Source organism: Vibrio breoganii, from assembly GCF_001677275.1.
GTDB classification, from domain to species: domain Bacteria; phylum Pseudomonadota; class Gammaproteobacteria; order Enterobacterales; family Vibrionaceae; genus Vibrio; species Vibrio breoganii.
Window position 1 is genome coordinate 1,432,515 of sequence record NZ_CP016177.1, and the last position, 26,294, is coordinate 1,458,808.

The following is a 26,294-nucleotide window of genomic DNA, read 5'->3' on the forward strand; positions in this document are numbered from 1 at the left end:
TTAATTAAAGGTTAGTTGTATGACGCCACCGAAAGTAAACCCCGCCGGAGTGAGTTCGGCACCAAAAAGCACCAACCTCCTCTACAATCCCACCTTCCGAGCCATCGCCTTTCAGGTTATTGCTGTACTTGGCCTAGTTTGGTTCTTCTATACCATAGTCAATAATGCATTAAGCAATCTGGATGCACGTGGTATCGCGACGGGATTTGATTTCTTATCAAAAGAAGCCGGTTTTGGTATTGGACTGCATCTTATTGAATATGATGAGACTTACAGTTACGGCCGAACCTTCTTTGTTGGTCTACTAAACACCGCTTTGGTTGCAGCGTTGGGGATTTTTTTCGCGACAATCCTCGGATTTATCATGGGTGTTGCTCGCCTATCGAGCAACTGGTTGGTAAGCCGCTTAGCCGCTGTATATATCGAGGTTTTCCGTAACATTCCTTTGTTACTGCAAATCTTTTTCTGGTATTTCGCTGTATTGCAGGCGCTGCCATCACCAAGACAAAGCTTGAGCCTTGGAGAAGCCCTCTTCTTAAACGTTCGCGGCTTGTTTATGCCGGCCCCTGTTTTCAATGAAGGCAGCGGTATTGTTCTCGCAGCTTTTATTATCGCGATTATTGCCTCTATCTTTGTTGCGATTTGGGCTAAAAACAAACAAAAGCTAACCGGTCAACAAACCCCTGTTGGTCGTATTTCTGTTGCACTGATTATCGTTCTACCTTTGATTGCATATTTCATTGCGGGAATGCCAATCAGTACTGAATACCCTGAACTTAAAGGTTTTAACTTTAAGGGTGGTATCAGTATCATTCCGGAGTTAGCCGCTCTTACTCTGGCACTGAGTATTTATACGGCTTCGTTTATTGCCGAAATCGTGCGTTCAGGTATCAACGCCGTTAGCCATGGGCAAACTGAAGCGGCAATGTCCCTAGGTTTACCTCGTACTCGTACGTTGCGTTTGGTCGTGATTCCGCAAGCATTGCGTATCATCATTCCACCATTAACTAGCCAATACCTCAACCTGACTAAGAACTCCTCTTTAGCAATGGCTATTGGTTATCCGGATCTTGTGTCGGTATTTGCGGGTACGACGCTGAACCAGACAGGTCAGGCTATCGAAATCATCGCAATGACAATGGGCGTCTACCTGACATTAAGTCTACTGACCTCTCTAGTCATGAATATCTACAACAAAAAAGTTGCGCTGGTGGAGAGATAATATGAGCATACATCAATTTCAACCTGATCTTCCGCCACCCTCAAGCTCTGTAGGCGTTGTGGGTTGGTTACGTAAGAACTTATTCAGTTCTCCTTTAAACTCTATCGTTTCGGTACTATTGGGCTATCTCGCCTTTTTACTCTTCAGCAACGTTTTGAGTTGGGCGTTTGTAAACGCTGATTGGGTAGGTACTACACGTGATGACTGCACCAGCGCAGGCGCATGTTGGGTGTTTATCAGTGTGCGTTGGGAGCAATTTATGTACGGCTTCTACCCTGAAGCTGAACTGTGGCGCCCTCGCCTATTTTACGCAACACTCGCAATATTTGTTGCAGCGTTAATGTATGAAAAAACACCGAAGAGAACGTGGATTTGGTTATTCTTCGTTAATATCTATCCGTTTATCATTGCTGCCTTGCTGTACGGTGGTGTGTTTGGATTAGAGGTAGTAGATACGCATAAATGGGGCGGCTTGTTAGTAACGCTGATCATCGCACTCGTTGGTATCGTGGTTTCACTGCCTATAGGCGTGCTATTAGCTCTGGGCCGTCGCTCTGAGATGCCGATCATTCGTAGTATGTGTACCGTCTACATCGAAGTATGGCGTGGTGTACCGCTAATCACCGTTCTATTTATGGCTTCAGTAATGCTGCCTTTGTTCCTATCTGAGGGAATGGAAACGGACAAGCTGATCAGAGCCCTGATTGGTGTGGTAATGTTTAGTGCCGCTTATATGGCCGAGGTTATTCGTGGTGGTCTTCAAGCGATTCCAAAGGGACAATATGAAGCTGCTGATGCGTTAGGGCTCACATATTGGAAGAAAATGCGTTTAATCATTCTTCCTCAAGCGCTTAAGATTACCATTCCTTCGATTGTAAACACCTTCATTGGTTTGTTTAAAGACACCAGTCTAGTTCTCATCATTGGTATGTTTGATGTTTTAGGTATTGGTCAATCTGCAAATACCGACCCTGAGTGGCTTGGTTTTGCTATCGAAAGTTATGTATTTGTCGCGTTAGTGTTCTGGGTATTTTGTTTCGGCATGTCGAGATATTCGATATGGCTAGAGAACAAACTTCACACCGGTCACAAACGATAATTATCAAGGACGTATTATGACGCAACAACAAGATTACATGATCCAATTGAAGGACATGAATAAGTGGTACGGTGAGTTTCACGTACTAAAGAACATCAACCTTGAGGTTAAAAAAGGCGAGAAGATTGTTATCTGTGGCCCATCGGGCTCTGGTAAATCCACAATGATTCGCTGCATCAACCGCTTGGAAGAGCATCAGCAAGGGCATATCTTTGTATCCGGTACAGAGCTCACCGAAGATCTAAAAAACATCGAAGCGGTGCGTAGAGAAGTGGGCATGTGTTTTCAGCACTTTAACCTCTTCCCTCACCTAACGGTTTTAGAGAACTGCACCTTAGCACCAATTTGGGTTAAGAAAATGCCTAAGGAAGAAGCTGAAAAAGTGGCGATGAAGTATCTAGAGCGCGTTAAGATCCCAGAGCAAGCAGACAAATACCCAGGTCAGCTTTCTGGTGGTCAGCAACAACGTGTTGCTATCGCTCGCTCTCTTTGCATGAATCCTCAAGTAATGCTATTTGATGAGCCAACGTCTGCGCTTGACCCTGAGATGGTACGTGAAGTGTTGGACGTAATGGTTGAGCTTGCCGATGAAGGTATGACCATGCTGTGTGTAACGCACGAAATGGGCTTTGCAAAAGAGGTGGCGGATCGGGTTATCTTCATGGATGCCGGAGAAATCATTGAAGAAAACAACCCAGTGGACTTCTTTGAAAATCCACAATCGGATCGTACACAAAACTTCTTGTCGCAAATACTGCACCACTAACGGCAATTTTCACGTAGAATAAAGGGTAGCTAAGCTGCCCTTTTTACTTTGCTTTAACTAGCAATGTTACCATTTGTTACACTTTGCGGTTCACTCGGTAACACTATTTGCTTAATATCAAGTTGGCTCAGGCGAATGTCATACTTGAAAAATGGAACTTTTCGCCACATATATATACTAATTATTTAAAGGTCTTTGAGGAACTCTATGAACAGTCCAATGGTATCACGCACTCGCACGCAAGAAAGTGTGCTGCAAACCAACAAGGTTTTGCGTAACACCTACTTCTTGTTATCACTAACACTACTTTGGTCTGCTATCGTTGCGGGCTTCTCTATGGCAATGAACCTACCTCGCCCAGGTCTTATCCTGATGCTGGTTGGTTTTTACGGCCTACTTTACCTTACTGAAAAGAACCGTAACAACAGCATGGGTCTAGTGTTTACATTCCTATTCACAGGCTTTTTGGGCTACACAACGGGTCCTATCCTGAACATGTACATTGGTGCAGGCATGGGTGACACCATAGTGACTGCTCTTGGTGGTACAGCACTGGCCTTCATGGGCGCATCTGCTTACGCTCTAACTACTAAACGCGACCTTTCTTTCCTTGGTGGCGTTTTGATGGCTGGCTTCGTAGTGCTACTAGTAGGTATGGTGGCCAACATCTTCCTACAAATGCCAATGATTCACCTAGCAATGAGCGGCATGTTCGTTATGTTCTCTACTGGTGTAATCTTGCTAACAACACAGCAGATTGTTCGCGGCGGTGAGACCAACTACATCTCAGCGACAGTAAGCCTGTATGTATCTATCTACAACCTATTCATCAGCCTGCTAAGCATTCTAGGCATCATGAATAACGATTAATTTTGATTAATCTCTGAGTTGTTAAGCCCGCACTAGTTGCGGGCTTTTTGTTTTTTAATGATAATTCAATGAACAGAATCTAAATTAGGAACAGACTATGTTTGAATTTAACGGCAAAAGCATAGAAACCGACGCGCAAGGCTACCTACTCAACTTTAAGGATTGGGAAGAAGGCATGATCGCTATCTTAGCCGAAGAGGAAGGCATTGAATTGACAGAGGCACACCTTGAGGTGGTGCATTTTGTACGAAACTTTTATATAGAGTTCAATACCTCACCTGCAGTTCGAATGCTGGTCAAGGCGATGGAGAAAGCGCACGGTCCAGAAAAAGGCAACAGCAAATACCTTTTCAAGCTGTTCAAAAAAGGTCCTGCAAAGCAAGCGACCAAATTGGCAGGACTGCCAAAACCGGCCAAGTGCTTATAGGATATTAAAGCCTGAATAGTGCTTAAATTCGGCTTCTGATGGAATACAGCTTTCTACAGAAGCCGTTCTTGGGCCTTGTTTGAGCCATTCACCTAACTGATCGACCCCTGACTCAGAGCCACAAGCCATCACTTCTACATTGCCATCATTGAGATTTTTCGCATAGCCGGTCAAACCCAGCTTTAATCCTTCATGAGCGGTGTGATAGCGAAAACCCACCATTTGTACCCTGCCCGACAGTAAGAACTTTCTACAGATCGACACCATATCGCCTCCTGATTGTCCAAAATAGATTCACCTATACGAATATCTAAAAGTATAAGCCCTTCTGATTTGCTTTTAGCGGATGCTTACACGACAATGTCACAAAATTTCCTTCGAGACCTACATTTCCTATGAGTGCATCTATAAAACTTGCCAAAGGCAGAGATAAATCTGTTCGCCGTCGCCATCCGTGGATCTTTTCTAGAGGTATAGAAACGGTTTCAGGTGATCCTCAACTAGGCGATACTGTGGATGTGTTTGCACATAATGGACAATGGCTAGCAAAAGCGGCTTACTCGCCTCACTCTCAAATTCGAGCTCGTGTTTGGAGTTTCGCTAAGCAAGAAATTGACACTCAGTTTTTCATCAAACGCATCGAGCAAGCGCAAATGTTGCGTGACGAATGCATTGCTGAGGGTGGGCTTACGGGTTATCGCCTGATTGCTGCAGAATCGGATTCTATGCCGGGTGTCACCATTGACCGCTACCAAGATTACATGGTGTGCCAATTTTTAAGTGCGGGTGCTGAAAAACTTAAACAGAACATTGTAGATGCTCTTGTACACTGCTTTCCTAGCTGTTCTGTTTACGAGCGTTCAGATGTTGCGGTTCGTAAGAAAGAAGGCTTAGAAGAGAGCACAGGCCTTTTACATGGCACTGACCCAACAGAGCCTGTAGTGATTGAAGAGAACGGCGTTAAGATTCAGGTGGACATTAAGACCGGCCACAAGACCGGCTTCTATCTTGATCAGCGTGACAGCCGCCAACATTCGATGAAGTATGTTAAGGGTAAACAGGTTCTCAACTGCTTCTCTTACACAGGCGGTTTTGGCTTGTATGCTTTGAAGGCCGGCGCTGAGCGAGTCATCAATGTTGACGTATCACAGCCAGCTCTTGATATTGCAAAGAAGAATGTTGAGATTAATGGCTTTGACGTTAAGAAAGCCGTTTTCCTTAACGCAGACGTATTTAAGATCCTTCGTGAATACCGCGATCAAGGTACACAGTTTGATGTGGTAATTATGGACCCACCTAAGATGGTGAGCTCTAAGCAAAACTTAAACAGTGGCGCGCGAGGATATAAAGACCTAAACATGCTGGCCATTCAAATCCTTAAGCCGGGTGGCACGCTACTCACTTATTCATGCTCAGGCTTGATGGAGTCAGGTTTGTTCCAGAAAATCATCGCAGATGCTGCACTTGATGCAGGGCGTGAAGTGAAGTTTGTTGAGTCATTTACTCAGGCGAGTGACCATTTATTTGATACGGCTTATCCGGAAGGGCTTTACCTGAAAGGCTTTGCTGCTAAGGTAATTTAACTTAACTTAATAACGAATACGATAAAGGCTTGCATGCGCAAGCCTTTATTCTATCTGTAGTACTGTCGTGACTAATCGGGTACTACGACTATCTGTGCTAAGATATCATCGGCATTAAAGTTACCTGAATCTGAAATCAAATCGCCAAATTGCTCTCGACTATCTTCTATGACAATGGTTTGTGTACCAGACTCATGAGCGATATCCAATGTAATATCTTCACCGACGACGAACACCTCTATTGAAGCAAGCAACTCATCTAGGTTATTGCTTCCAGTATCATCCAGAATGTTATTCAGGTTAAGACTGTCCTCTCCGACAGTGAAGTTTTGCACTACATCCGTACCGTCATCAAGTTGCCCGTCGTTCCAGGTAAATGAATCAGAGTCAGAGGTTCCGACTAAGATGTCTTCACCAAGGCCGGCTAGTATAGGGTTTTCCTCCTCGACAGCAGCCAGGCTTGCGTTTACAACAGGTTCACCATCTAGAATTTTAACGTTAATTTGATCTTGTGACGGTTTAGGTTGACCAATATTCACATCCACCAAATCAATAGTGAAAGTCTCATCTCCCTCTATTTCACTATCAGGTGTGCCATAAATTTCCATTGAGACAATATCATCATCTGATGCACCTTTAGCTACCGTCTTATCTACATTGGTCACGTTAGTAATGATGACGTCAATCGTTCCATCTTGGCGCTCCACAAAGGTGGAGTTGAATCCATCAGTGGTGTTTATTAAGACGTCATAATCATCCAGAGTTAACCCTGCTGCCATATTCGCAATAGCAAAAGTGAAGACTAAAGAAGCACCAGCACGAATTGTAACGTTCCCACCTTCAAGCAACTTAACGTTAATAGAGTTACCGAAACCTCCTTCAGGTACTTCGTTAAGTTTCTTAGGAGTAAGACCCCATGCTGCATCATTATCTTCACCACCGATTAGTTGAACCCTAACTTCTGCGGTATCAGTTAAACCACCAGTGTCTGTAACTAAAACTGTAAAAGTTTGATCATATTCAAAGTCATCAGTAAGTGCCTGATTCAACGTAATATTACCGGTTGAAGGATCTATATCAAAGACACCATTTGTATACTCGCCATCTTCAAAGCTATAAATCAGTGCATCCCCATCGGGGTCTTCGGCAATGACTGAACCAACTATATCACCAACATCAGACCCTTTAGACAATCCAACAAAATAGTAGCTATCGTTATTTGGTTCATCTCCTGGTTGATCATTTCCTGAGATGAACTCTGGAGCATCGTTTATACCATTAACGGTAACAACAATTGTTTTTACCTCACTAACACCACTATTGTTATCAGTGGCGGTATAAGTGAAGGTAACCTCGTCACTCTCCCCAAAAACCAAATCATCAAAGTCACCCGCCGGGTCAAAACTATAACTACCATCGGCGTTGAACGTTAACGAGCCTTTATTTACATCTGACACCAACTGATAGCTAGCAATTGTACCATCCACATCCGTAGCCGCAGGGACATTGCCCTCAACCGACGTGTCTTCATCAGTAACAATGCCGCCATCGAGCGCCACAGGAATGTCGTTCACGCCGTTTACTGTGATCGTGATGGTTTTCTCTTCACTCACACCGCTATTGTTATCAGTGGCCGTATAAGTAAACGTCACCTCTTCACTCTCACCAGGTGCTAACGCCTCAAACTCACCATTTGGATCGAAGCTGTAGCTGCCATCGCCATTAAAGGTCAGAGAGCCTTTATCTACATCCGATGCCAGCTGATAGCTTTCCACGGTGCCATCCACATCCGTAGCCGCAGGGACATTGCCCCCAACTGACGTGTCTTCATCGGTAACAATGCCGCCATCAAGCGCCACTGGAATGTCGTTCACTCCGTTAACCGTGATCGTGATGGTTTTCTCTTCACTTACACCACTATTGTTATCAGTGGCGGTATAAGTAAATGTCACCTCTTCACTCTCACCAGGTGCCAACGCCTCAAACTCACCATTTGGATCGAAGCTGTAGCTGCCATCACCATTAAAGGTCAGCGAGCCTTTATCAACATCCGATGCCAGCTGATAGCTTTCCACTGTGCCATCCACATCCGTCGCCGCAGGGACATTGCCCCCAACTGACGTGTCTTCATCGGTAACAATGCCGCCATCGAGCGCCACAGGAATGTCGTTCACGCCGTTTACGGTGATCGTGATGGTTTTCTCTTCACTCACACCACTATCGTTATCAGTGGCGGTATAAGTAAATGTCACCTCTTCACTCTCACCAGGTGCTAACGCCTCGAACTCACCATTTGGATCAAAGCTGTAGCTGCCATCGCCATTAAAGGTCAGCGAGCCTTTATCAACATCCGATGCCAGCTGATAGCTTTCTACAGTGCCATCCACATCCGTCGCCGCAGGGACATTGCCCCCTACCGACGTGTCTTCATCGGTAACAATGCTGCCATCGAGCGCCACTGGGATGTCGTTCACTCCATTTACTGTGATCGTGATGGTTTTCTCTTCACTCACACCACTATTGTTATCAGTGGCGGTATAAGTAAACGTCACCTCTTCACTCTCACCAGGTGCCAACGCCTCGAACTCACCATTTGGATCGAAGCTGTAGCTACCATCGCCATTAAAGGTCAGCGAGCCTTTATCAACATCCGATGCCAGCTGATAGCTTTCCACGGTGCCATCCACATCCGTCGCCGCAGGGACATTGCCCCCTACCGACGTGTCTTCATCGGTAACAATGCCGCCATCGAGCGCCACTGGAATGTCGTTCACTCCGTTTACGGTGATCGTGATGGTTTTCTCTTCACTCACACCGCTATTGTTATCAGTGGCGGTATAAGTAAATGTCACCTCTTCACTCTCACCAGGTGCTAACGCCTCGAACTCACCATTTGGATCAAAGCTGTAGCTGCCATCGCCATTAAAGGTCAGCGAGCCTTTATCAACATCCGATGCCAGCTGATAGCTTTCTACAGTGCCATCCACATCCGTCGCCGCAGGGACATTGCCCCCTACCGACGTGTCTTCATCGGTAACAATGCTGCCATCGAGCGCCACTGGGATGTCGTTCACTCCATTTACTGTGATCGTGATGGTTTTCTCTTCACTCACACCACTATTGTTATCAGTGGCGGTATAAGTAAACGTCACCTCTTCACTCTCACCAGGTGCCAACGCCTCGAACTCACCATTTGGATCAAAGCTGTAGCTGCCATCGCCATTAAAGGTCAGCGAGCCTTTATCAACATCCGATGCCAGCTGATAGCTTTCCACGGTGCCATCCACATCCGTAGCCGCAGGGACATTGCCCCCAACTGACGTGTCTTCATCGGTAACAATGCCGCCATCGAGCGCCACAGGAATGTCGTTCACGCCGTTTACGGTGATCGTGATGGTTTTCTCTTCACTCACACCACTATTGTTATCAGTGGCGGTATAAGTAAATGTCACCTCTTCACTCTCACCAGGTGCTAACGCCTCGAACTCACCATTTGGATCAAAGCTGTAGCTGCCATCGCCATTAAAGGTCAGCGAGCCTTTATCAACATCCGATGCCAGCTGATAGCTTTCTACAGTGCCATCCACATCCGTAGCCGCAGGGACATTGCCCCCAACCGACGTGTCTTCATCGGTAACAATGCTGCCATCGAGCGCCACTGGGATGTCGTTCACGCCATTTACTGTGATCGTGATGGTTTTCTCTTCACTCACACCACTATTGTTATCAGTGGCGGTATAAGTAAACGTCACCTCTTCAGTCTCACCAGGTGCCAACGCCTCGAACTCACCATTTGGATCAAAGCTGTAGCTGCCATCGCCATTAAAGGTCAGCGAGCCTTTATCAACATCTGATGCCAGCTGATAGCTTTCCACTGTGCCATCCACATCCGTAGCCGCAGGGACATTGCCCCCTACCGACGTGTCTTCATCGGTAACAATGCCGCCATCAAGCGCCACTGGAATGTCGTTCACTCCGTTAACCGTGATCGTGATGGTTTTCTCTTCACTCACACCACTATTGTTATCAGTGGCGGTATACGTAAACGTCACCTCTTCACTCTCACCAGGTGCTAGCGCCTCGAACTCACCATTTGGATCGAAGCTGTAGCTGCCATCACCATTAAAGGTCAGCGAGCCTTTATCAATATCCGATGCCAGCTGATAGCTTTCCACTGTGCCATCCACATCCGTCGCCGCAGGGACATTGCCCCCTACCGACGTGTCTTCATCGGTAACAATGCCGCCATCAAGCGCCACTGGAATGTCGTTCACTCCGTTAACCGTGATCGTGATGGTTTTCTCTTCACTCACACCACTATTGTTATCAGTGGCGGTATACGTAAACGTCACCTCTTCACTCTCACCAGGTGCTAGCGCCTCGAACTCACCATTTGGATCGAAGCTGTAGCTGCCATCGCCATTAAAGGTCAGCGAGCCTTTATCAACATCCGATGCCAGCTGATAGCTTTCCACGGTGCCATCCACATCCGTAGCCGCAGGGACATTGCTCGCTACAGAAGAATCTTCGTCAGTAGTGATTTCATCATTAAATGCTATCGGTAAGTCGTTAACTGGCTCAACTACTACTGCAACCGTAGCAGTGTCAGAACCACCATTACCATCCGAAATTGTATAAGTGATTTCCACCGGTCCTACATAGTCTTCAGCTGGTGTAAACTTCAATTCACCATTAACAACCTCTACTACACCAACTTCTGGTGAAACTAATGCTTCAACTATGCTCAGCTTGTCCCCATCTGAGTCAGCATCATTCGCTAAAACGTCAATGGTTATAGGCGTATCTTCAAGAGTTGTCGCTGTATCATCGGCTGCACTGGGTACTGAGTTTATAAGCGCAACGGTCTGCACTACAATTTCAACAATTGCATCACTTTGTTCAACAGTAATTTGAGGTGGAAATAAGCCTTCCGTTTGAAAATCTGTAGCAGCTATAGTTTGTGCACCATCTCGCTCAACCGCACCGGTCGCGGTCAAACTAGACCCTTCGTCATCTCCAGATTGGGGATCATTACCGTCTTCTGCAGTAGGATCGCCGCCCTGTTCAAGGGAGTCTAAAACGCTTTGAATTCCAGACTGTGCATCTACAGATTGGATCGTGTTTTGTTGGGCGATAGACACTCGCAATTCAGTCACTATATCTTCAGGTACAGTTAGCGGGTTTTCGCCTATAGAAAGGATCACGTCACCGTCTTGCGGAACATAATCTAGGGGAGCTATTTTGAGGTTACCTTGCGCATCGACGATCAACCAACCATCGCCAGCAATGACTTCTTGAGCAAATGAGATACTGTCCATGTGTTCTCCTTAGGCGAGCTGTTCTTACTTTGCATGAAACATGCCGTAACATATTTTTCGCCTCTGAGTAAATTTTATACTATTTTTAGGTTTACATCTCATTAATCTTCTTAAAATGAACAGTAAACAATACGAAACAATTTGCTCATTCTATTGTTGTAAATAGTTTTGTATTAACTATTATGTACTTAGTGACCAAAACGCCGTATTGAAAGCAAGTGAAGGCTTCAGTTTTGGTTAAAAAAAAGTAACGGAATACTAGGGAGTACACCTTGAAAAGGATTAAGCTAAGCGCAATCGCTCTAGCTACAATGCTGTGCAATCCAGTCTCAGCCCAGTCGTTAGAGCAAGCCATCTCATACACTCTTCAAACCAACCCAACGGTTAAGAGCTCTTACAACGACTTCATGTCCTATGTTTATGAAAACAAAGCCGCAGTACGTGAGTACTACCCAAAGCTTGATTTAACAGCGGGTATAGGTTGGGAAAACTATCAAAATGATCAAACTAACCGAGATGACGATTACACAGCGTTAGACGCTTCGTTAACGTTCACTCAGCTAATTTGGGATGGTTCTAATACTCTAAACAATATGGATCGTACGGCAGCGGAAGCTGAGTCGCTTAGGTATAAAGTGCTCAGTGACGCATCTGATATCTCATTGGAAGTCGCCAAAGTGTACCTCGATGCTCTGAAAGCCTATGAGATTTTGGCTCTTTCTGAGAGTAACCTTGCCACTCACAAAGAGATCTTTAAAGACATCAAAAAACGAACCGATTCGGGGATTGGCTCAACCGCCGATTTATCCCAAGTTGAGGCTCGTATTGCTAAAGCACACGGCAACTTGCTAGCGGCTCAGAACAACTTGTTTGACACACACACACAATTCACTCGCTTAGTGGGTCAAAGCCCGCAAGGACTTGTGTTCCCACGTGCAGACGAAACTACCATACCTCTAACTCTCTCAGAAGCTATTGATGTAGCGCTAGAGAAACACCCTGTGATTAAGACAGCTAAAGTAGATGTCGATGCTGCTAAATTCCAATACAAGCAGTCAAATAGCCCTAACCTACCCACTTTTACTATCGAAGCGGGTTATGACTACTATGACGATGCTGAAGGTATTGAGGCACAGCGTGATGAGATGAATGCCACACTAAGAATGCGCTACAACCTGTTCAATGGTGGCGTCGATAGTGCAAATAAAGACAGAGCGGCTTATCAAATGAATAAGGCTAAAGACCTTAGAGACAGAGCCTACCGTAATGTAGAAGAAAGCCTTCGTTTGTCCTGGAGTGCATTGGATTTAACACTGCAACAAAAAGAATTCTTAGCTGACCATGTAGACGCAGCCTCTGATACCGTTGTCGCTTACGACAAGCAATACAAAATTGGTAAACGAACCCTGCTTGATTTGTTGAACACTGAAAATGAGCTGTTTGAGTCTCGCAAAGGCTACGTTGACGCTTTATATGCAGAGCAATACGCAAAATTTCGCGTACTTAATGCAACAGGCACCTTGCTTGAGTCCTTGTTGGTAGACGTTCCTGAACAGTGGAACGAGGCGGTGGAGTACTAATATGAAAAACTTATTTCTAGCCTCAGCAGTTTCACTAGCACTATTGGGCTGTGCCAACGATACCGAAGAGTACATCGAAACACCTCTTCCTGATCAACAAGCCGACCTTCGTGATTTTGATGGCGATGGTGTGATTAACGCTCGTGATAAATGCCCTACTACGCCAAAAGGTGCGCGGGTTAACAATGACGGTTGTGAGGAGCTTATTGAAGTTTCGCAAGAGCAGAACTTGAAAATCCTATTTGAAAACGATTCAGCCGAAGTGAACCCTGTTTTCTCTGGACAGATACAAGGGATGGCCGAATTCCTAAAACAATACCCTGAAACCTCAATCGAAATACAAGGCTTTGCCAGTAACCCAGGTGATCGAGAGTACAACCTCGAGTTATCACGCAACAGGGCACTATTTGTTCAAGATAAGCTTATTGGGTTTGGTGTCGAACCAAGTCGCGTCACCATCATAGGTTATGGTGAGGATGAAGTAGAAGATGACACCCCTACAGATGAAGCACTAGAGCGTCGCGTTGAAGCCACGGTCGTGGGCTTTAAGGGTGACTTCATCAAGGAATGGACCATCTTTACTAAGCTACCAAAATAGGTAAAACACAGCGCACTTTAATGACTAGCCGAGCATTTGCTCGGCTTTTTTATTTACAGAACGGTAAAATGTGCCACCTAAACAATAAGCATGCTAAAATAGCCCGCATATCACACTGTTAGGAAATAACCATGAGCCAATTGAGCAACGATATTCAGAAAAATCTAGAATTGTTTGTTGAACAAAGCAAAGAAGACAATCGTGTTTGGGGTCTAAAAAACGAAGACGGTTGGCTAGCTTGCGACTCTAGCGAGTTTGCGGAAACTGAAGTTATGCCGTTTTGGTCTGACAAAGCCGATGCCCAATACCACAACGTTGAAGAGTGGGCAGATTTCGAAGTAGTGGAAATTCCTTTGGATATCTTTGTTGAAGACTGGCTAATTACCCTATCAGAAGACGGTGTTCTTATTGGTACTAACTGGAATGCTGAACTAGAAGGCAAAGAAGTAGAGCCTGAAGCACTGGCTAAACTCTACATCTAATTACGTTTTACTTTATCCCTGCCAATTTATTGGTGGGGATTTTTGTTTTTAGGTAGGTCATAAATCATGTATAAACTCATCGCTATCGATATGGATGGCACTCTGCTCAATACCGACAAGGTTATCTCAGAGCAAAATAAACTAGCCATCGCAGAAGCAAGAAAACAAGGTGTTACTGTTGTTTTAGCTTCTGGTCGCCCACTGCAAGGTATGGTGGATAGCCTAAATCAACTTAATATGAACAGTGATGAAGACTATGTGCTTTGTTACAACGCCGCAATGATTCAAAATATTGGCACCGGTGAAGTCATTCGAGAATGTTTAACCTCCGGTAAAGACGCTAAGCGTGTTGCCAAGTTCGCAGAAGAGCGCGGCTGTAACTATCATGCGTTCAGTAAGATTCATGGGTTAATTACCCCTCGCGATAGCCACTACACGCAACATGAAGCAAAAATCAACGATCTCACCGTTACTCTAATGGACTTCGATACATTGGAAGATGATCATCCAATCGTCAAAACCATGCTAGTAGACCCTGTTGAGATCTTACAACCTATCGTAGACAGTGTCCCTGAAGACCTGAATAATGATTACTCCGTTGTACGAAGCGCCCCGTTTTTTCTCGAGTTCAATAACCCACTAAGTAACAAAGGTGAGGGTGTAGAGGCGCTGGCGAAGCACCTTGGCATTAAGCAAAGTGAAGTGATCTGTATTGGCGATGCGGGCAATGACCATGACATGCTGAAATACGCAGGCCTAGCGGTTGTGATGCAAAATGCTGATGAAGAAACTAAATCTTTAGCCGACTACATTACCAATACTAACAACAACTCGGGTGTGGCAAAGGCAATCGAGAAATTTGTACTAGCTTAGTACTTTAGTCATGCAATGAATATGCGTTTGAAACCCTCGTTTCTTGTAGGTTTCAAGCGCATTTTTGTTGAAATGCCACACTTCAACGTTTAGCCTTTTAGCTCCGTAATCCGCAAATTCTTGTTCAATGCGCTCAAGTAGTGCCAACCCTAGTCCGTTTCCTCTGTGTTCCTCACTGACAAACCAGTGATCTATACTGCCAACTAATTCAGACTTTGTTAGCGGTGAAGCCAATTCACACAGTTGCCCTGTAATAAAACCGCTCAACGCACCATCGTTCAATACCACAAACACGATGCAGTCTGGTGTATTCAAATACTCGGCAATTTCAGTTTCTAGCTCTGATCGACAAGGCTTTTTAATTAACCCATCATCGTGATTATGATGCCATTGATAAAGAGCGGCCCATAGCTCAATTAATTGTGTTTTTTCTGCCTCTTCAGCCCGTTTGACTTTAAAAGTACCCGACATTTTGCCACACCACCCTAACCGCTAATGCAATTAACACCACACCAGAAATCTGGTCAATAATTTTGCCTTTAGTACGTAATCTTTCCAGAAATATCGGGCTTGATAACACCAAAGTAATAAAGGTATACCAAAGGCCATCAACAATTAATGGGGTCATTACTACAGTTGCTTTTGCACCTGTGCTTTCCCCAACCGCGACAAACTGACTAAACAAGGCGATAAAGAAAAGTGCAATTTTGGGACTGAGAAGCGATATAAGTAGCCCTTCTTTTGCAGACTGCTTGATGCTCACCGCCTCACCACTTTCTAAAGTACTGGCTATCCCACCTTTAGAACTTAGAGATTTGTAACCTAGATAAGCAAGATAACCCGCACCACAGAGGGAAATAGTCACAAATAGTGCTTCTGATTTATGCAACACAACCGCTAAACCAATAACCGTAATGAAGGCATAAAAGCCAATACCAATAGAATGAGCCCATGCCGAGGCAAGACCGTTAAGCCTCCCGCCAGAGAGGGTATGTTTAGTCACAGTGGCAAGACTTGGGCCCGGAGACATAGCACCAAGTAAACAGATGACAAATAGCGAGAGCCAGAGATCGAGAGACATTTGGGGGTCCGATAACGAAAGTAGAACTCTATGCTATTGATTTATTTTAATAGGTAAACCCCTATTGCGATTTTTTCTGCAATCCTATGGCTTCACTGGTTTGATCGATTTTGACAATTTTTGCTTGTTTAGCATCAATACTCTCATCGATCTTCTTAAGTCTATCAGAAGCGACTTTCTTACGATCGCAAGAGTCTGACTTGGCATCCCAACTCGTGCCATCCAAATAAATCTGACACTCTTTAACAAGGCTATTGAGGGTGTTGATGAGTTTTGCACGCTGAGTATGGAGTTCATTGACTTCCTGTTGTAAACGCAGCTGGTCTTGGAAGAAAACTTTAGAGGTCTCTAAGACGTTATTTTGTATTTCAGTACGCTCTTTCAACACATCATTGCTTGCGGTAAGTTCTTCCACAGCTGTTTCTTGCTCCTCAAGCGTGCTTTTTAGTTGCTTGAGTTCAGTTGAAAGCTTCTGATTTTCTTTCTGCAGTTGTGCTGACTTGTCTTGAAATTCAGTCACAGATTGCGCTGTTTTTTGTTCACGTTCGTTCGTCGTGGTGAGGGTTTGCTCTGCTTCAGACAAGTCGGAGCGAAGTTGATTATTTTCTGATACTAATGTCGCGTGCTCTTGAATGATTTTTTGGTGATTTTCTCTTTCAACAATAATCTCTTGATTGGTATTGTGTGAAATAAACGCGCTTCCCGCTGCCACTCCAAGTGCAAAACAAACAACGCCGGCTAAAACCGTAGTTTTTGTGTTGCCTGCACGAGCGAACAAGCTGGATACATTTTTTTTATCAACCACACACTTCTCCATTAGTGAATCAATTCAGTAATCATCAACACCGCAGTGTAGACTACGAAGGCACCAGATAACACTATAACGACCCATTTCTGTAGCTTTTCGTTGGTGTTATACCGTACAAACAAAAAAGCTAGGGCAATCAATATAACGATAGCCAGTAAACGTGTCATTTTACCTCCTCAAAATCCGTTTAATATCAGTTCTACGTTAAGTCTATCAGTTAAGTATTTGTTTTATTTATTCTAGAACAAAAGATTTTTCTATTATCCCCTTGAAACTGTAATGATTTATGTTAATTTACCCGCCTGTAAGTAATTTACTTACACACCTAGCGTTTTTAGCGCTAGTTCCGATGAAGACTGCAGGAGAGTGACGTTTTATTACGTCCACCGAAGAAGTAAATCTTTCAGGTTCTTGTTTATACGTTCTTGTTTAACAAGTGAGGACTGCAGTTGGAGGAATCTCTGGAGAGAGCCGTACTACTTTGTTGTAGCAAGCGGCCGCCGAAGGAGCAAGCCCTTTTAGGGTGAAACTCTCAGGCAAAAGGACAGAGGAGTGAAATTGCGTTTAACTACTTTTCTGTTAATTTTGTTCTATTGATCCGCGTTCACTCTTCTCCTTATATGTTGTTTATTAAGGGGAAAACATGCCATTTTCACAATCTTCGCTACATTCTGTTTTACAATCCATCGACAATTTTGTCTGGGGTCCACCGCTGCTGATCTTACTGGTGGGTACTGGGGTTTATTTTACCTTCAGCCTTGGTCTTATTCAGCTTAGACACCTTCCTACTGCGTTAAAGATGGTGTTCACTAAATCCGGTGACTCCAAGTCTAAAGGCGATGTTTCCGCCTTTGCTGCACTCTGTACTGCCCTATCTGCCACTATCGGTACTGGCAATATTGTCGGCGTTGCTACAGCGATTAAACTTGGCGGGCCAGGCGCGCTATTTTGGATGTGGCTTGCTGCTCTATTTGGCATGGCGACAAAATATGCCGAGTGTCTACTTGCAGTAAAATACCGCACCACCGATGACAAAGGTGGCATGCTTGGCGGTCCAATGTACTATCTTCGTGATGGTGTTAAATCGCCACTACTCGCCACACTGTTTGCCGTATTTGCCCTTGGGGTTGCTCTATTTGGTATCGGTACCTTTCCTCAGGTGAATGCCATCTTAGATGCCTCAGAAGTGACATTAGGCGCTGATAGAACCATGGCGGCCATTGTTCTAACTGTACTCGTTGCTATGGTGACCTTAGGCGGCATTAAATCCATCTCACGCGTCGCGGGTAAGGTCGTTCCCACTATGGCAGTGATCTATATCGTCTCCTGCTTGGGTATTCTGGTGAATAATAGCGACCAGATATTGTCGGCGATTGAGTTAGTTGTCGTCTCAGCGTTTACGCCGACTGCAGCAAGCGGTGGCTTCTTTGGTGCGAGCGTGATGCTTGCTATTCAATCCGGTATTGCTCGCGGCGTATTCTCGAACGAGTCTGGGTTAGGCAGTGCGCCAATGGCAGCTGCAGCAGCTAAAACGGATTCTTGTGCTCGTCAGGGACTTATCTCAATGACAGGCACCTTTTTCGATACCATCATCATCTGCACCATGACCGGCTTAGCGCTCATCATCACTGGCGCATGGCAAACGGATCTGGCTGGCGCAATGATGACCACACACGCATTTGCTGTTGGTCTAAACGCCGATACGCTGGGCCCTATATTGGTATCTGTTGGCTTGTTGTTCTTTGCGTTTACTACCATTCTTGGTTGGAACTATTATGGTGAGCGCTGTGTCGTTTACCTGTTTGGAACTAAAGCGATACTGCCTTATAAAGTGCTGTTTATCGCCTTGGTGTTCTCCGGCGCATTTATGAAGCTAGATATGATTTGGCTTATCGCCGACATCGTTAACGGCTTAATGGCCGTACCCAACCTTATTGGTTTGATTGCTCTTCGCCAAGTGGTCATAGCTGAAACCAAACTGTTTTTCAGTAAGCCCCTACCCGGTAAGGTCGCTACTAGTTCGGTATAAATAAAAGAAGCCCACGTTCGAAAGATAGTGGGCTTCTTTTTGATAGCTGAAAACTATCAGCCTGACATTCATAGCCAATGAATTAATGAACTAATGAACTACAGACGCGTCATTGTCGAAGTCTCTTATCGGCAATCTTGGTTTTGCTACGAGAGATCCCCGATAAGAGCACTCGGGGATGACGTAGATGGTAGAAATATTGGAGGTAAGTCGACTTGTGATTAGAGACCAGCTGTAAGCTCGAGGCTTGCAACTTGCGGCTAGCAGCTTTCAGCTATCAGCTATCAGCTTTTCAATTTTTTCACCGCTAAAATATTCGGATTACCTGTCATCGTATTGGTCGATACTTGAACCTGATACGGGTAGATAGATTCTATTAACTCTTGCGTCAGTATCTTGTTTGGCTTTCCATCTGCGACCACTCTTCCGTTTTGCAATAACATCAGACGATCACAAAACTCTGCTGCTGTGTTTAGATTATGAAGCGCGACGACGACTGTCTTCCCCTCTTTTACCAAACTGTGCAAAATGTTCATTAATTGGGCTTCATGGCCAATATCTAGGCTAGCACTTGGCTCATCAAGCAATATAATGGGTGTGTCTTGAAGCAAAATTCGCGCTAAATGAACCAGTTGTTGTTCGCCTCCGGAGAGATGATCCACCGTTCTATCGGCCAGGTATTCTATATCGAGTCTCTTTAAGGCTTGCGCTATTTTTTGCTTTTTTACTTCGATGCTTAAGTTGGCATTATTTACCAATCCAAGGGATACCAGTTCAGTGACTTTGTAAGGAAACTCAACGCGATTGGACTGAGGTAAATAACTGATCTGGGCGGCGCGTTCACTTGCAGAAAGCGCTCCTAACGATTGCCCTTTGATAAAGACATTGCCGGAAGATGGTGTTAAATAACCACTTAAGTGCTTTAACAGACTCGACTTACCCGCTCCATTGGGTCCGATAACACCTATCAACGCGCCGGCTTCCACCTCAAAGTTGATCCCTTGCAAGATGGGTTTACCATTGATTTGCGAGCAGAGTTCCACAGTATTCAGACGAGGTTTACTCATAACAATCGACCTTGTTTTTGCACTCTAACCACTAGCCATAGGAAATAAAGGCCACCGAGCACTGCGGTGATGATGCCAGCCTTTATTTCATAAGGGGCAATCAAGTAGCGCCCTAGCAAGTCACACACGAGTAATAGAATTGCCCCAAATAGCGCTGACAATGGCAACAAACTGATGTGATTAGCCCCCGTCAACATACGAACGAGATGAGGCACCATCAGACCAATAAATCCAATGGGACCGGCAATGGCGATGGACATCGCGGTGAGTAAAGAGGCGCACAACAATAAGGCAAAGCGACTTCTTTGTACGTTCATCCCTAGCCCGTGAGCCGCTTCGTCGCCAATAGACAGGGTGTTGAGCCAACTCGCACGTTTCAAGAGCCATACAGACGCTAATATGATGGCCGGCAATGGCCAAGCAATATGTTGCCATAAGCGCCCTTCCAAGCCACCCATGGTCCAAAAAACAAATTGATTCACCTCATACTGCCTAGCAAATAGAAGCACGCCAAGGGTTGCTCCGCCCAACAGGGATGAAAGCGCTAGCCCAGCCAAAATAAGATAGAGGGTTTGACCATTACCTGAGTTTTTCGCCAGTACATACACAAACATGGCGCAAGCCAACGCTCCTACACTCGCTATCACAGGTGTCCACAATGGATTGGATAAAGAAAGTCCAGTCGCAATGGCAATCACCGCACCAAAACTGCTACCTGCACTGACGCCAAGAACATCTGGACTCGCCAAAGGATTTCGAAATAAGCCTTGCGTGCACGCACCTGCAAGGGCTAACGCACTGCCTGCGGTAATTGCAGCGACAACACGGGGTAAGCGAATATGAACGACGATGGCTGACAAAGTTGGATATTGTGAGCTCGCAACCTCTTGCCCTTCAACAAGCCACAGCTTTAAAAATGCAACTAAGTCCGCCAAAGCGATATCAACAGCGCCTAAAGTCAGTGCAAACCAAATAGAAAGCAAAAGCACTAACAAAGAGCCATAAAAGTAGAGTCGTATTTTTGGCAGGCTCGAATCTGCAATCATGGAGCTGGCGCTCCTAGTACCGCTTTGTTGACGAACAAAATGGTCTCAACAATATGTTGGCTGTAAGTGCCACGTAGATTTTCAGGTATTGGATAAACGTCCCCATGCTTAATCGCGTCGATGCTTCTGAGGGCGGGATCTGTCATTACCTGATTCATGAAGTTTTCTGCGCCCTGTTCGTCACCATAAATCCAGCCTGGGACAAAGAGTACTTCGGGATTTAACGCCACCAGCAACTCTTTAGACATAGGGGTCTGTCCAAACTTGTCCGCCTGTAAATCAGAGACCAAATTTTGAAAACCGGCTTTATCGACAATGAGCTGCCACGTCGATTGGCGAGTGCTCGATGTTCCCCAGCTGTTGTAATCGAGTACCTTATATTGATGACTGGTAAATATGAGCTCTTCTTCTAGTCTGCGATCCATTTCCGTCACCATGGCTTCCGCCTTGTTTTGCTCATCGACCATCTTACCCACCAGCTTGATCAGCTGTTTTATCTCTTCATAGGTGGATGGTGTGGGTAGTAAAAAGACCTTAATTCCAGCGGCGCGAAGCTGCTCAACGCGACCTGCATCGCTCCAATTTGCGGCAAACACAAGATCAGGTTGATTGACTAAGATTTGTTCAACATTGAGATCGATACGAGGAATTGTTGTTGGCATCTTTCCTGCTACTGCAGAGAAGTGTTTATCGTCCACTAGATTGGTGACGGAACTGAACTGCTGAGGATCGATTAAATCCAGCAACACTTCATCACTGAATAAGGATTTCGATGAGATTTTTTGCGGTGCTGAAGGTAGATGAACTGCAGTGCCACTTGCATCCGTAACCGTCATTGGGAAACTCGCCCATGCCGTTGACGCACAAAAACAAGCAAGTAACAAAAAGACGCGCATAATACTTTCCATAGTCTGTTTTATTCAGAAATTAACCACTTGATGTTGTCTACTCCACGTGAAGAAAATTGAAGTAATCCGTGATTTTATCGAATAACAGTGATTAGATATCAGATTGGGACATAGAGTAACAATGTTTCTCTACTAACGCATTGAAACATAGTCTAATTGTAAGCCGAAAAGGACGAATAAATGAAATTCAGTGGCAATATCGATGAATTAGCTTATCCATTCATCTTTGAAGAAAGCCCACTTTGTGATTTTGAGATTCTCACAGATGAACTATGCACTGTCGTCGGGTTAGCGCTCACCGCTATAGAAAACCCTCAGATACGCGACTCTCTAGACCAACTGCAGCCAAAGATATTTCATCTCAATGGGTCTATACGTGGAAAAAATGGCATATTCGAGAGCGATGTAGAACAGCTCACAAAGGAGTACCATTTCTTTAGAAATAGCGTCGCCGATGATCAAAAGCGTTTCGTTTTACCAAGAGGAACGGGCCCTGTTGTGCAACTGCACTACTGCAGAAGTCTGTCAAAAAAGGTAGTTAGACAATTGGTATTGGTAGAAAAATCTGGGAAGAATGTCCCAGAAACTCTACCTAGGTTTGCGAACCTGCTAGTGAATTACTTTTTTGCCTTAACCCGAGTACTAAACCAAGAGATGGGTATTGATGAGCCAGAATACGTCAGTATCAATTATCCTGCGAAACCTAGAACTTAATGGTACCAGTTACCAGCTTCAAGCTGACAGCTAGAGACTAGATACTAGAAGTTAGAAACTACTCACCATCAGCTGCGCTCCTAGCGCAACCAACACCACACAGGTACACATCTGCAGGCGGTAATTAGTTTTGCCGTTTGCTAGCAAGGCTTTGGCCTTATCGAGCATGCTTGCAAGCCCACACTGCCACAACATAGCTATTACAAAGTGTATTGAAGCAAGAAACATAGATTGCAGCCAAAGGTTGCCATTTTGGTCGATAAACTGTGGCAGAAATGCGAGATAGAACACCGCTGTTTTTGGGTTTAACACATTCGACAGAAATCCTTCCCTAAGAGAAATATAACGCGATACTCCCTTTTCACTGCTGTCGATGTGCAATGCGCCTACACCTCGACGCAAGGAGCGAGCCCCTGACACGCCAAGATAGATCAAGTACGCCGCACCAACAATCTTGATACCATTAAACAAATCGGGACTTTGGCTAATAATGGCGGCAACGCCGATCGCGGACCAAGTTGCATGAAGGTATAACCCTAAGCAAATCCCTAGACTCGTAGCATAGCCATCCCACTTACCGCCTCGACTGGTATTTCTTATCACCAATACGGTGTCTAACCCCGGAGTAATGGTCAACAAGGTCATTGCGGCAATAAAGGTATATAAGTCGTTAATCTGCATTGGATTTTCTATTGCTGACTAGGTTGGAAGCAGGAAGTTTGCTAGTCTAAACCAATTCAACACCCTTAAGGAAGAGATATGTCTGCATTTCAATCACTCAAAGACCATTTCCAAAAGATTGATAATTTTAACCACCTATCGGCAATCTGCGGATGGGATGCTGCAGCGATGATGCCAAGTGGAGGCAACGAAGCCCGTTCACGTGCCATGGCAGAGCTATCCGTGCATGTACACAGCTTAAAAACGGAGCCACAGCTAGAAGAGTGGTTTGGCAAAGCCTCAGAGCAATCGCTATCAGTTCAAGATAGCGCCGTACTACGAGAGATGAAGCGAAGCTGGCTTATGTCCAACGTACTGCCAGCCAATCTGGTAGAAGCAAAGTCCTTAGCAGGCTCTAAGTGCGAGCATGCGTGGCGTACTCAAAGAGGTAACGACGATTGGCAGGGGTTTTCGAAAAACTGGCAACCTGTGGTTGAACTGTCTCAAGAAGAAGCACAAATACGCGCCGAAGCGACTGGCCTACCTCCTTACGATGCCATGCTCGATATCTTTGAGCCAGGGACAAACAGCGAGTCACTTAGCCAAATCTTCGATGATGTAAAATCTTGGCTTCCAAGCCTCATAGATACGGTCATTACTAAACAAAGTACTGAAGCAATTATTGAATCGACGGGCACCTTTGACACCTCTAAACAAAAAGCGCTGGGCCTTGAGGTCATGAAGCTACTTCAGTTTAATTTTAAACACGGTCGCCTCGATGAAAGCGTACATCCGTTTTGTGGTGGTGTGCCGGAGGATGTAAGAATAACCACCCGCTACGATGAAAAAGAATTCATGCAGTCGCTGATGGGCATTGTTCATGAAACGGGTCATGCGCGCTATGAGCAGGGCTTACCGTCCTCTCTTTTGGGAAATCCAGCGAGTGAGGCTCGTTCAATGGGGATCCATGAATCACAGTCCCTATTCTTTGAGATGCAGCTTGGGCGTAGCACTCCTTTTATTGGTCATCTAAGCCAGATGGCCACTAAGCAGTTTACCTCTCATGATCCGGCACTATTTGCGCCTAGCAATCTGAACAAGCTTTACACACGGGTCAAAAAAGACTTTATCCGCGTTGACGCCGATGAACTCACCTACCCAGCCCACGTTATTCTTCGCTTTGAGATAGAGCGCGACCTCATCAATGGCAAGATCAGCTACAAAGATGTTCCTGAATTATGGGATGCGAAGATGCAGTCTTATCTCGGCCTGTCTACTGCTGGAAACTATAAGAATGGTTGTATGCAGGATATTCACTGGACCGATGGTGCCTTTGGGTATTTCCCAAGTTATACGCTTGGTGCTATGTACGCGGCGCAGTATATGGCGGCTATGAGAAAAACCGTAGATGTCGATGGCGCACTTCATGCTGGAGACCTAAGCCCTATCTTCACTTGGTTGTCAGATAACATTTGGTCAAAGGGGAGCTTATTAACCACCGATGAACTGGTTAAAGCCGCGACAGGTGAGACACTGAACCCTATTCATTTCAAACAGCATCTGCAAAATCGTTATTTGTAATTCATTCAGAGCACCTAATTTAGGTGCTCTGACACTCTTTCTTGTAGGTGACACTTTGTCTTCACCTAAACGAGCATGTACGAACCACATTACCTACAGATATTCGTTTCTCTGTTTTATTGCTTCGCGGTATACCGCATCTGCCACCTTCGCATGCATCTCCTTATCCAGAGCCTCAGGGACAAGATCACCATTAGATGCTAATGCAGATAAGGTTTCTGATACTGCGATTTTCATTTGATGAGTGATTGTTGGAACGTCCGCGGCCAAGGTACCTTTAAATAAACCAGGGAACGCCAGCATATTGTTCACGACCTTGCCACATGTTGCAAAGCTAGCACCATGCTCTATCGCTAGACTTGGTTCTATTTCTGGGTCGGGGTTACTCAACGCCATAATTATTTGCCCTTTTCTGACCATCTCTGGCTTAATAAGGCCTTTTACTCCAGTTGTGGCTACTACCACATCCGCAGTCATCATCACCTCTTCCAAACTCATAGGCTGGCCCCCCATACCGCGAAGCTTTTTCTGAGCATCTTGGTCTAAATCACAACCTACCACTTTTTTAACACCATACTCTAGTAACAAACTGCAGATTCCCATCCCAGCAGCCCCTAGTCCAATCTGACCAAATACTCTCCCTTTAAGATCAATATTGGCTTGTTTAGTCGCCGAAAGAAGCGCTGCTAATACAACCATAGCGGTACCATGCTGGTCATCATGAAAGACTGGTTTGTTGACCCGCTCGATTAGCTCATCTTCAATTGTAAAGCACTCTGGTGCTTTAATATCCTCTAGTAAAACAGCACCAAAAGATGAAGAAATCGCTTCCACTACTTCGATAATTTTCAACGGGTCTTTCTCTTTTAGCAAAATAGGCACTCCAGAAAGTTCAACCATTTCAGCTAGAATCGCAGCCTTACCCTCCATCACTGGAAGCCCTGCTTCTGGCCCTATGTCACCAAGCCCAAGGATAGCGGTACCGTTAGTCACAATTGCGACGGTATTTTGGATATTGGTGTACTCCTTAATCTTATTCGGAGACAGCTGAATTGCCTCACAGACGCGGGCTACACCGGGTGTATATAAGTCACGAAGAATTTCCAACGAATCGATGCTAATCGCAGAGACGGTTTTAATCTTACCTTGCTTATGACGATTGAAAACACGGTCGGATTTACCTGTAATTGAGGTATCTGGCAACTGATTTATCTCGTCGAACAGTTGCTGAATATTCAATGAATCATCATATTCAAGAGTCACTTCCCACACCGTCTCCTTATCGAGACGCGAAACGGCATTCAACCCTTCGACCGTTGCACCAAAGGCACCAATCACGCCCAGAACTTTTGCCATATAACCGGGTTTGTGGGGAGCTTCAACCAATAAAATCTCTACAATATGCATACAAATCTCTTATTATGACTTAGGTAAAACAAGGTCTTACAAAGTCTACAGACTAAGATATGAATCAGTTAGAATTGTTACATAATTGTGATCAAGCAAACAAAATAGAGTGTTTATTCTAAAGAATGAGATTTATACAAAAGAACAGGATAACTAAACCCATTAGGCTAGATTG

24 protein-coding genes and 1 riboswitch are annotated in these 26,294 nt (G+C 45.0%); of the genes, 13 read left to right on the top strand and 11 right to left on the bottom strand.

Annotation, left to right across the window (positions count from 1 at the left end; all coding sequences use genetic code 11):
- Positions 1-19: 19 nt before the first annotated feature.
- From A6E01_RS06725 to A6E01_RS06745, 5 genes are all read left to right on the top strand, one after another.
- Entirely contained in the window at positions 20-1,222 is a 1,203-nt protein-coding gene (locus A6E01_RS06725) for an amino acid ABC transporter permease (RefSeq protein WP_017029005.1), read from the top strand.
- A gap of 1 nt (position 1,223) precedes the next feature.
- Complete coding sequence (locus A6E01_RS06730) at positions 1,224-2,321, top strand: amino acid ABC transporter permease (protein WP_065209887.1); 1,098 nt, start codon at positions 1,224-1,226, stop codon at positions 2,319-2,321.
- A 16-nt stretch (positions 2,322-2,337) separates the two neighbouring features.
- Positions 2,338-3,087, top strand: coding sequence for an amino acid ABC transporter ATP-binding protein (locus A6E01_RS06735; RefSeq protein ID WP_017030615.1), 750 nt, complete (start codon positions 2,338-2,340; stop codon positions 3,085-3,087).
- Between the two features lie 207 nt (positions 3,088-3,294).
- Positions 3,295-3,957, top strand: a complete 663-nt coding sequence (locus tag A6E01_RS06740; protein ID WP_017029008.1) for a Bax inhibitor-1/YccA family protein — start codon at positions 3,295-3,297, stop codon at positions 3,955-3,957.
- Positions 3,958-4,054: 97 nt separating this feature from the next.
- Entirely contained in the window at positions 4,055-4,384 is a 330-nt protein-coding gene (locus A6E01_RS06745; protein ID WP_017029009.1) for a TusE/DsrC/DsvC family sulfur relay protein, read from the top strand.
- On the opposite strand, the gene yccX is transcribed toward A6E01_RS06745, so the two are convergent.
- Positions 4,379-4,651, bottom strand: coding sequence for an acylphosphatase (yccX, locus tag A6E01_RS06750; RefSeq protein WP_017029010.1), 273 nt, complete (start codon positions 4,649-4,651; stop codon positions 4,379-4,381). The genes A6E01_RS06745 and yccX overlap by 6 nt on opposite strands.
- 128 nt (positions 4,652-4,779) lie before the next feature.
- Here yccX and A6E01_RS06755 point away from each other — a divergent pair, with 128 nt between their 5' ends.
- Entirely contained in the window at positions 4,780-5,967 is a 1,188-nt protein-coding gene (locus A6E01_RS06755; protein ID WP_017029011.1) for a class I SAM-dependent methyltransferase, read from the top strand.
- 71 nt (positions 5,968-6,038) lie between these two features.
- Here the strand turns inward: A6E01_RS06755 and A6E01_RS06760 are convergent, their stop codons facing one another.
- Positions 6,039-11,285 (bottom strand): tandem-95 repeat protein, encoded by a 5,247-nt coding sequence (locus A6E01_RS06760; protein WP_065209888.1) that lies wholly within the window; start codon positions 11,283-11,285, stop codon positions 6,039-6,041.
- Between the two features lie 272 nt (positions 11,286-11,557).
- On the opposite strand from A6E01_RS06760, the gene A6E01_RS06765 reads away from it, so the two are divergent.
- The 4 genes from A6E01_RS06765 (at position 11,558) to A6E01_RS06780 (ending at position 14,818) form a co-directional block, all read left to right on the top strand.
- Positions 11,558-12,865 (top strand): TolC family outer membrane protein, encoded by a 1,308-nt coding sequence (locus tag A6E01_RS06765; RefSeq protein WP_065209889.1) that lies wholly within the window; start codon positions 11,558-11,560, stop codon positions 12,863-12,865.
- 1 nt (position 12,866) lies between these two features.
- A complete protein-coding gene (locus tag A6E01_RS06770; RefSeq protein ID WP_065209890.1) occupies positions 12,867-13,463 on the top strand; it encodes an OmpA family protein in 597 nt (198 codons plus the stop codon).
- 131 nt (positions 13,464-13,594) lie between these two features.
- Positions 13,595-13,945 carry a DUF2750 domain-containing protein gene (locus tag A6E01_RS06775; RefSeq protein ID WP_017027039.1) on the top strand — a complete coding sequence of 117 codons (351 nt, stop codon included), beginning with the start codon at positions 13,595-13,597 and terminating at the stop codon, positions 13,943-13,945.
- A gap of 66 nt (positions 13,946-14,011) precedes the next feature.
- Positions 14,012-14,818 carry a Cof-type HAD-IIB family hydrolase gene (locus A6E01_RS06780; protein WP_065209891.1) on the top strand — a complete coding sequence of 269 codons (807 nt, stop codon included), beginning with the start codon at positions 14,012-14,014 and terminating at the stop codon, positions 14,816-14,818.
- Here the strand turns inward: A6E01_RS06780 and A6E01_RS06785 are convergent.
- The 4 genes from A6E01_RS06785 to A6E01_RS21420 form a co-directional block, all read right to left on the bottom strand.
- A complete protein-coding gene (locus A6E01_RS06785; RefSeq protein WP_017027041.1) occupies positions 14,810-15,289 on the bottom strand; it encodes a GNAT family N-acetyltransferase in 480 nt (159 codons plus the stop codon). The two genes, A6E01_RS06780 and A6E01_RS06785, sit on opposite strands and share 9 nt — an antisense overlap.
- Positions 15,273-15,899, bottom strand: coding sequence for a LysE family translocator (locus tag A6E01_RS06790; protein WP_017027042.1), 627 nt, complete (start codon positions 15,897-15,899; stop codon positions 15,273-15,275). Before A6E01_RS06790 ends, A6E01_RS06785 begins: the two co-directional genes overlap by 17 nt.
- A gap of 61 nt (positions 15,900-15,960) precedes the next feature.
- Positions 15,961-16,704, bottom strand: a complete 744-nt coding sequence (locus A6E01_RS06795) for a hypothetical protein (RefSeq protein ID WP_237334455.1) — start codon at positions 16,702-16,704, stop codon at positions 15,961-15,963.
- Positions 16,705-16,715: 11 nt separating this feature from the next.
- Positions 16,716-16,874, bottom strand: coding sequence for a hypothetical protein (locus A6E01_RS21420; protein ID WP_017027044.1), 159 nt, complete (start codon positions 16,872-16,874; stop codon positions 16,716-16,718).
- Between the two features lie 284 nt (positions 16,875-17,158).
- Positions 17,159-17,265, top strand: a riboswitch (glycine riboswitch).
- 85 nt (positions 17,266-17,350) lie between these two features.
- Between A6E01_RS21420 and A6E01_RS06800 the strand changes: the two genes are divergently transcribed.
- The gene (locus tag A6E01_RS06800; protein WP_065209893.1) at positions 17,351-18,736 is read left to right on the top strand and encodes an alanine/glycine:cation symporter family protein; all 1,386 of its coding nucleotides are present in this window, start codon (positions 17,351-17,353) and stop codon (positions 18,734-18,736) included.
- A 284-nt stretch (positions 18,737-19,020) separates the two neighbouring features.
- Here A6E01_RS06800 and A6E01_RS06805 read toward each other — a convergent pair whose 3' ends face one another.
- Genes A6E01_RS06805 through A6E01_RS06815 form a run of 3 tightly spaced genes read right to left on the bottom strand, consistent with a single transcriptional unit; the run spans position 19,021 to position 21,745 of the window.
- Complete coding sequence (locus A6E01_RS06805) at positions 19,021-19,803, bottom strand: heme ABC transporter ATP-binding protein (RefSeq protein ID WP_065209894.1); 783 nt, start codon at positions 19,801-19,803, stop codon at positions 19,021-19,023.
- Positions 19,800-20,849, bottom strand: a complete 1,050-nt coding sequence (locus A6E01_RS06810) for a FecCD family ABC transporter permease (protein ID WP_065209895.1) — start codon at positions 20,847-20,849, stop codon at positions 19,800-19,802. The genes A6E01_RS06805 and A6E01_RS06810 overlap by 4 nt, the downstream gene beginning before the upstream one ends.
- Positions 20,846-21,745 (bottom strand): ABC transporter substrate-binding protein, encoded by a 900-nt coding sequence (locus tag A6E01_RS06815; RefSeq protein WP_065209896.1) that lies wholly within the window; start codon positions 21,743-21,745, stop codon positions 20,846-20,848. Before A6E01_RS06815 ends, A6E01_RS06810 begins: the two co-directional genes overlap by 4 nt.
- A 192-nt stretch (positions 21,746-21,937) precedes the next feature.
- Between A6E01_RS06815 and A6E01_RS06820 the strand changes: the two genes are divergently transcribed.
- A complete protein-coding gene (locus A6E01_RS06820; RefSeq protein WP_065209897.1) occupies positions 21,938-22,471 on the top strand; it encodes an ATP:cob(I)alamin adenosyltransferase in 534 nt (177 codons plus the stop codon).
- Between the two features lie 51 nt (positions 22,472-22,522).
- Here the strand turns inward: A6E01_RS06820 and A6E01_RS06825 are convergent, their stop codons facing one another.
- Positions 22,523-23,152 (bottom strand): LysE family translocator, encoded by a 630-nt coding sequence (locus tag A6E01_RS06825; RefSeq protein ID WP_065209898.1) that lies wholly within the window; start codon positions 23,150-23,152, stop codon positions 22,523-22,525.
- A 78-nt stretch (positions 23,153-23,230) separates the two neighbouring features.
- Between A6E01_RS06825 and A6E01_RS06830 the strand changes: the two genes are divergently transcribed.
- On the top strand, positions 23,231-24,712 hold the full coding sequence (locus A6E01_RS06830; RefSeq protein ID WP_065209899.1) for a carboxypeptidase M32: 1,482 nt from the start codon (positions 23,231-23,233) through the stop codon (positions 24,710-24,712).
- A 93-nt stretch (positions 24,713-24,805) separates the two neighbouring features.
- Here A6E01_RS06830 and A6E01_RS06835 read toward each other — a convergent pair whose 3' ends face one another.
- Positions 24,806-26,119 carry a malic enzyme-like NAD(P)-binding protein gene (locus tag A6E01_RS06835; RefSeq protein WP_065209900.1) on the bottom strand — a complete coding sequence of 438 codons (1,314 nt, stop codon included), beginning with the start codon at positions 26,117-26,119 and terminating at the stop codon, positions 24,806-24,808.
- Between the last annotated feature and the right edge of the window lie 175 nt (positions 26,120-26,294).

Bases quoted from the DNA above. Each gene is read 5' to 3' on its own strand.
- A6E01_RS06725 (WP_017029005.1), top strand. From the start codon at position 20: ATGACGCCACCGAAAGTAAACCCCGCCGGAGTGAGTTCGGCACCAAAA.
- A6E01_RS06730 (WP_065209887.1), top strand. From the start codon at position 1,224: ATGAGCATACATCAATTTCAACCTGATCTTCCGCCACCCTCAAGCTCT.
- A6E01_RS06735 (WP_017030615.1), top strand. From the start codon at position 2,338: ATGACGCAACAACAAGATTACATGATCCAATTGAAGGACATGAATAAG.
- A6E01_RS06740 (WP_017029008.1), top strand. From the start codon at position 3,295: ATGAACAGTCCAATGGTATCACGCACTCGCACGCAAGAAAGTGTGCTG.
- A6E01_RS06745 (WP_017029009.1), top strand. From the start codon at position 4,055: ATGTTTGAATTTAACGGCAAAAGCATAGAAACCGACGCGCAAGGCTAC.
- yccX (WP_017029010.1), bottom strand. From the start codon at position 4,651: ATGGTGTCGATCTGTAGAAAGTTCTTACTGTCGGGCAGGGTACAAATG.
- A6E01_RS06755 (WP_017029011.1), top strand. From the start codon at position 4,780: ATGAGTGCATCTATAAAACTTGCCAAAGGCAGAGATAAATCTGTTCGC.
- A6E01_RS06760 (WP_065209888.1), bottom strand. From the start codon at position 11,285: ATGGACAGTATCTCATTTGCTCAAGAAGTCATTGCTGGCGATGGTTGG.
- A6E01_RS06770 (WP_065209890.1), top strand. From the start codon at position 12,867: ATGAAAAACTTATTTCTAGCCTCAGCAGTTTCACTAGCACTATTGGGC.
- A6E01_RS06775 (WP_017027039.1), top strand. From the start codon at position 13,595: ATGAGCCAATTGAGCAACGATATTCAGAAAAATCTAGAATTGTTTGTT.
- A6E01_RS06780 (WP_065209891.1), top strand. From the start codon at position 14,012: ATGTATAAACTCATCGCTATCGATATGGATGGCACTCTGCTCAATACC.
- A6E01_RS06785 (WP_017027041.1), bottom strand. From the start codon at position 15,289: ATGTCGGGTACTTTTAAAGTCAAACGGGCTGAAGAGGCAGAAAAAACA.
- A6E01_RS06790 (WP_017027042.1), bottom strand. From the start codon at position 15,899: ATGTCTCTCGATCTCTGGCTCTCGCTATTTGTCATCTGTTTACTTGGT.
- A6E01_RS21420 (WP_017027044.1), bottom strand. From the start codon at position 16,874: ATGACACGTTTACTGGCTATCGTTATATTGATTGCCCTAGCTTTTTTG.
- A6E01_RS06800 (WP_065209893.1), top strand. From the start codon at position 17,351: ATGCCATTTTCACAATCTTCGCTACATTCTGTTTTACAATCCATCGAC.
- A6E01_RS06805 (WP_065209894.1), bottom strand. From the start codon at position 19,803: ATGAGTAAACCTCGTCTGAATACTGTGGAACTCTGCTCGCAAATCAAT.
- A6E01_RS06810 (WP_065209895.1), bottom strand. From the start codon at position 20,849: ATGATTGCAGATTCGAGCCTGCCAAAAATACGACTCTACTTTTATGGC.
- A6E01_RS06815 (WP_065209896.1), bottom strand. From the start codon at position 21,745: ATGCGCGTCTTTTTGTTACTTGCTTGTTTTTGTGCGTCAACGGCATGG.
- A6E01_RS06820 (WP_065209897.1), top strand. From the start codon at position 21,938: ATGAAATTCAGTGGCAATATCGATGAATTAGCTTATCCATTCATCTTT.
- A6E01_RS06825 (WP_065209898.1), bottom strand. From the start codon at position 23,152: ATGCAGATTAACGACTTATATACCTTTATTGCCGCAATGACCTTGTTG.
- A6E01_RS06830 (WP_065209899.1), top strand. From the start codon at position 23,231: ATGTCTGCATTTCAATCACTCAAAGACCATTTCCAAAAGATTGATAAT.
- A6E01_RS06835 (WP_065209900.1), bottom strand. From the start codon at position 26,119: ATGCATATTGTAGAGATTTTATTGGTTGAAGCTCCCCACAAACCCGGT.